Consider the following 4,530-nt stretch of genomic DNA (forward strand, 5'->3'; position numbering starts at 1 on the left):
GACCCACCCTCGTAGGAACCGGCCGACCCGGTACCGGCCGACCCGCCCCCGTCGTAGGAGCCGTCGGTCCTCCCGGTACCGGTCGACCTCGCCGGCGGCGTCGTGGTCGCCGCACCGGCGCCACCCGTCGCGCCGGTCCCCGTGCTCGCGGTGTCCGCCCCGGAGGACGACGGCTCCGCGCTCGACCCCGTCGCGCCCGTCCCGGTCCCGCCCGCGCCCGTCCCCGGGTCGGCGGTGCCGGTCGCCTGCGCGTCCGGGTCCTCGGACGCCGTGCTCCCGCCCGACCCGGACTGCGGCGCGGTCCCGGGCGCCTTCGCGGGCCCGGCGTCGGTAGGGATGGCGGCGACGACCTTGCCGAGCGACGCGGCCGCCCACTGCGGCGCCGTGGTGCCCGCGGCCACCGGGAGCTTCTCGTAGGAGCCGTGCACCGGGGAGGCGATCGCCTGCTCGAGGGGCGGGGCGGGCGCCGTCGGCGGGCTGTCGCAGACCGGGTCCTCCGGGGCGCAGATCTCGATGGTGCGGGCGTCGAGGGAGCCGAAGCCGACGGCGCGCGGGGGTAGGGCACCCTGCCCCGTCGTGCCGTCGGGGACCGCGCGGGTGCGCGGGCTGCGCGCGGGGTCGCCGAACAGGCCCACGGCCTGCACGAGCTTCGCCGGGATGCGGGGTTCGAGACCCGTCCCGATGCGGGAGGCGAGGTCGCCCGCGACCTGCGCGCCCTGCGAGTAGCCGAACAGCATGAGCGCGCCGGTGGGGCACCCGTCGACGTGCTGGCCCATCGCGGTGGCGAGCGAGCCGACCGCCTCGGACTCGGCCGAGGCGAACGAGCCGCCGGCCGGAGGCGCCGGGACGGTGACGACCGAGACCTTCTCGCCGAACTGCTTCGCGAGCGGGTCCGTGACGCCCTGGAGCACGTTCGAGGAGCCGCCCTGGCCGCCGACGGCGTAGAGGGTCACCGGCCGGCACGACTCCGGCAGCGCCTGCGAGGACGACAGGGTCGCCACGCCGGTCCCGACCGCCCCGACGAGCACCGCGACGGCGACGAGGCCCGCGACCACGAGGGACGACACCGGTCGGCGCGGGCGCGAGGCGGGCGGCGGGGAGACCCAGGCCGAGGTCGGCGGGAGGCCGGTGAGCGGCGGCGTCGCCGGGACGAGGACCGGCGGCGGCAGGCAGACCGACGTCCGGTCGGCCGCCGTCACCGGCTCCTCCCGCGCGGGTGCCGGACCGGCGGGGACGGTGATGACGGGGCCGGTCGCCGGCGGCTCGAGGAGGGTGACCGCACCGTGGCTGCTGACCGTCACCAACGTCACCGAGGCACCGTCGACGACCTCCACCCGCAGCTCACGACCCGACCGGGCGGCGTGGCGACGCGCGGCGGCGAGGCCGACCTCGGTCGGGGACGCGTGGGGCGGGACCGGCAGCGCACGGCCGTCGGCGAGCACGCCCGGACCGCCCGGCCCGTGCGTCAGCTCCAACCGGACGTCCGGCGCCGCACCTGCACCGTCAGGCCGTTCCGCACCCACCTGGGTCCTCCACCCGCCGTCCACCACCTGCGAACCGCGGACCAGGGTCGGCGGTCGGCGTCGCGCGTGGGTGCGGTTTGGAGAAACTCGTGGGACGGATTCGACGACGTGGAGTTACTGCCACTGGGTGCAAGCGTCGACGCTTCGCTGGCACCCAAGCGGGCCTCATCCCATCTCGAGCGACTCCCGGAGGAACGCCACCTGCAGGCGCAGCAGGTTCTCGGCCACGACCTCCTGCGGCGTCATGTGCGTGACCCCCGACAGCGGCAGCACCTGGTGGGGGCGCCCGGCCGCGAGCAGGGCCGAGGACAGGCGCAGGGTGTGCGCGGCGACCACGTTGTCGTCGGCGAGCCCGTGGATCAGCATCAACGGGCGCATCGGCGCCTCCGCGGTGGCCGGCACCGCCGCGTCGTCGAGGATCGACGAGCGCGCGTAGGCGTCCGGCCAGGACGCGGGCGTCCCGAGGTAGCGCTCGGTGTAGTGGGTGTCGTAGAGCGCCCAGTCGGTCACCGGGGCGCCCGCGACCGCCGCGTGCACCGCGTCCGGGCGGCGCAGCACCGCGAGCGCCGCGAGGTAGCCGCCGAAGGACCAGCCGCGGATCGCGACGCGCGTCAGGTCGAGGTCCTCGACCTCGGCCGCCGCCCCCGCCAGGGCGTCGAGCTGGTCGGTCAGCACCGGGTCCGCGAGGTCCCCGTGCACCGCGCGCTCGAAGGCCGGCCCCCGGCCCGGTGTCCCGCGCCCGTCGGCGACGACGACGGCGAAGCCCTGGTCGGCGAACCATTGGCTCGTCAGGAACGCGCCCCGGGCGTCCACGACGCGCTGGGCGTGCGGACCACCGTAGGGGTCGAGCAGCACCGGGAGGCGGTCCCCGCCGGGGATGTGGTGGCGCGGCAGGAGCACCGCCGTCGACAGGCCCCGCTCGCCCGTCGTGCACAGGTGCACCCGGGGCTCGAGCTGCGGCGACTCGGCGAACGACCGCAGCGTCGCGGAGGTCCCCGGCCCCGTCACCCGCGTGACCGTGCCGTCGTGGTCGAGCGAGGCCTGCGCGACGACGAGCACCCCGCCCGCCAGCCGCCCCGAGGCCACGCCGCGCTCCGCGCTCACCGCGCTCACCCCGGCCTGGCGGGACCAGACGTGCAGCACCGTCGACGTCGGCGCCCCGGCCCGGGACGCGGCGAACAGCACCGTGTCGCCGTCGACGGCGGCCACCCCGCGGACCTGCAGCTCCGGCCCGGTCACCGCCGCGCCGTCGATGACCAGCCGGCGGACGTCGTCGGCGTCCGCGCACCAGACGAGGCCCCCGTCGTCGAGGTGCGCCGGCACCCCCGGGACCAGGTCGACCCAGGCGTCGTCGACGTCGGAGCGCACCTCGACCGAGCGTCCCGACGCCGGGTCGACCTCCCGCAGCGTCACCCGCTTCTGGTCGCGCGGCGCGGTCGTCACGATCAGCGCGTGCCGGTCCCAGGTTACCACGGCGAGGTACTCGTCGTCGCCGAGGTCGACGTCCGTGCGCCCGCCGTCGAGCCCGAGCAGGTGCAGCGTCACCGTCGCGTTGGTCGTCCCCGCGGCGGGGTAGGCGACGACGCCGGGCTCGCGGCCGGGGTTGGCGGGGTCGGCGATGTGCCAGCGGCCGACGGCGGCGTCGTCGACGCGGGCCACCGCGAGGGAAGCACCGTCGGGGGCCCACCAGAACCCGCGGTAGCGGTTCATCTCCTCGGCGGCGACGAAGTCGGCCAGCCCCCAGGTGACGTGCTCGGCGTCGGGCGACACGAGCGTCGTCGTCTCCCCCGACCCGAGCGTGTGCACGTGGAGCGCGCCGCCGCGCACGAACGCGACGCGGGTGCCCGTCGGGTCCGGGCGCGGGTCGACGACGGGGCCCTCGACGGGCAGCGCGGCTGGCGTCGAGTCCGGGGTGAGCCCGACGGTGAACGCCCGGCCGGACAGGACGAAGGCGGCGGTGACGACGTCGTGGTCGCACGCGTACTCGACGACGCCGCCCGACTGCTCGCGCACCCGCTCGCGGCGCGCCTTCTCCTCGGGCGGGAGGTCCTCCTCGCCGGGCACGTCCAGGGCCAGCGGGTCGACGAGCAGGTGTTCCTGACCCGTCGCGACGTCGAGCACCCACAGGCAGGTCACCGGGTCGTCGCCGCCGCGGCTGCGCAGGAAGGCGACCCGGGCACCGTCGGGGGCGATGGTCACGCCGCGCGGCGCACCGAGGGTGAAGCGCCGGGTCGCGGCCTGGCGGCGGGGGAACGCGTCGGTTCCCGTGGTCTCGAGGTGCTCGACGGTCACGGGCGGCCATCCTGCCCGCCGCCCCGTCCGGTCACCGTCCGGCCGCCCACCCGTGCTTGATCAACAGCACGCCAGGCAGCCCGGACGGACGGAACCCGTGCCTCACGTGCCCCTCGTCGGCGTGGGCCGGCGACTCACGCCACGGCTGACGTCGCCGAGCACGGTCTCGATCAGCCCGACGAGCACGTCGGGGCCATCGGCGAGCACGTTGTGGCTGGTCGGCAGGTCGTGCACGGTCCACGTCGGGTCGGCGCGGAGGCGCTCGGCGACCGGACCGAACGGCGAGGCCGGGGTCCACGCGGGGTGGGTGGCGAGCGCGTAGTGCTTGGTCGCGACGTCGTGGTGGGCGCCGGTCAGCGTGATCCGCTGGACGAGGCTCGCGAGCGGGTGGCCGGTCGCGCGGGCGTCGAACTGAGGCATCGGGTCGACGAGGACGCCGGTGCGCGCCGCGCCCTCGACGTACCAGGCGCGCATCGCGTCGTTGACCGACGACCAGCAGGAGTCGCCGTCCTCCGGCGCGAACCCGTCGACCACGCAGAGCCCGACGACGCGTCCGGGCAGCGCGTCCGCGACGCCCGCGATCACCATGCCGCCGTAGCTGTGTCCGACGAGGACGAGGTCGCCGTCGAGCCCGCCGAGGTGCTCGGTCAGGTCCGCGACGTGGCTCGCGAGGTTGGTGGTGCCGTCCAGCTCGGCGGCGCGCTCGCACAGCCCG

General features: G+C 76.8%; 3 protein-coding genes. All 3 read right to left on the reverse strand.

The window, feature by feature from the left end:
• The coding region (locus AC0CYZ_RS26425) for a cutinase family protein (RefSeq protein WP_472220896.1) at positions 1–1,475 on the reverse strand (1,475 nt) is incomplete at its 3' end.
• Between the two features lie 213 nt (positions 1,476–1,688).
• Complete coding sequence (locus tag AC0CYZ_RS26430; protein WP_472220898.1) at positions 1,689–3,815, reverse strand: prolyl oligopeptidase family serine peptidase; 2,127 nt, start codon at positions 3,813–3,815, stop codon at positions 1,689–1,691.
• Positions 3,816–3,917: 102 nt separating this feature from the next.
• Positions 3,918–4,530 (reverse strand): alpha/beta fold hydrolase (locus AC0CYZ_RS26435; RefSeq protein ID WP_472220900.1); only part of this gene is annotated, 613 nt, incomplete at its 5' end.

Source organism: Actinomycetospora sp., assembly GCF_055612215.1.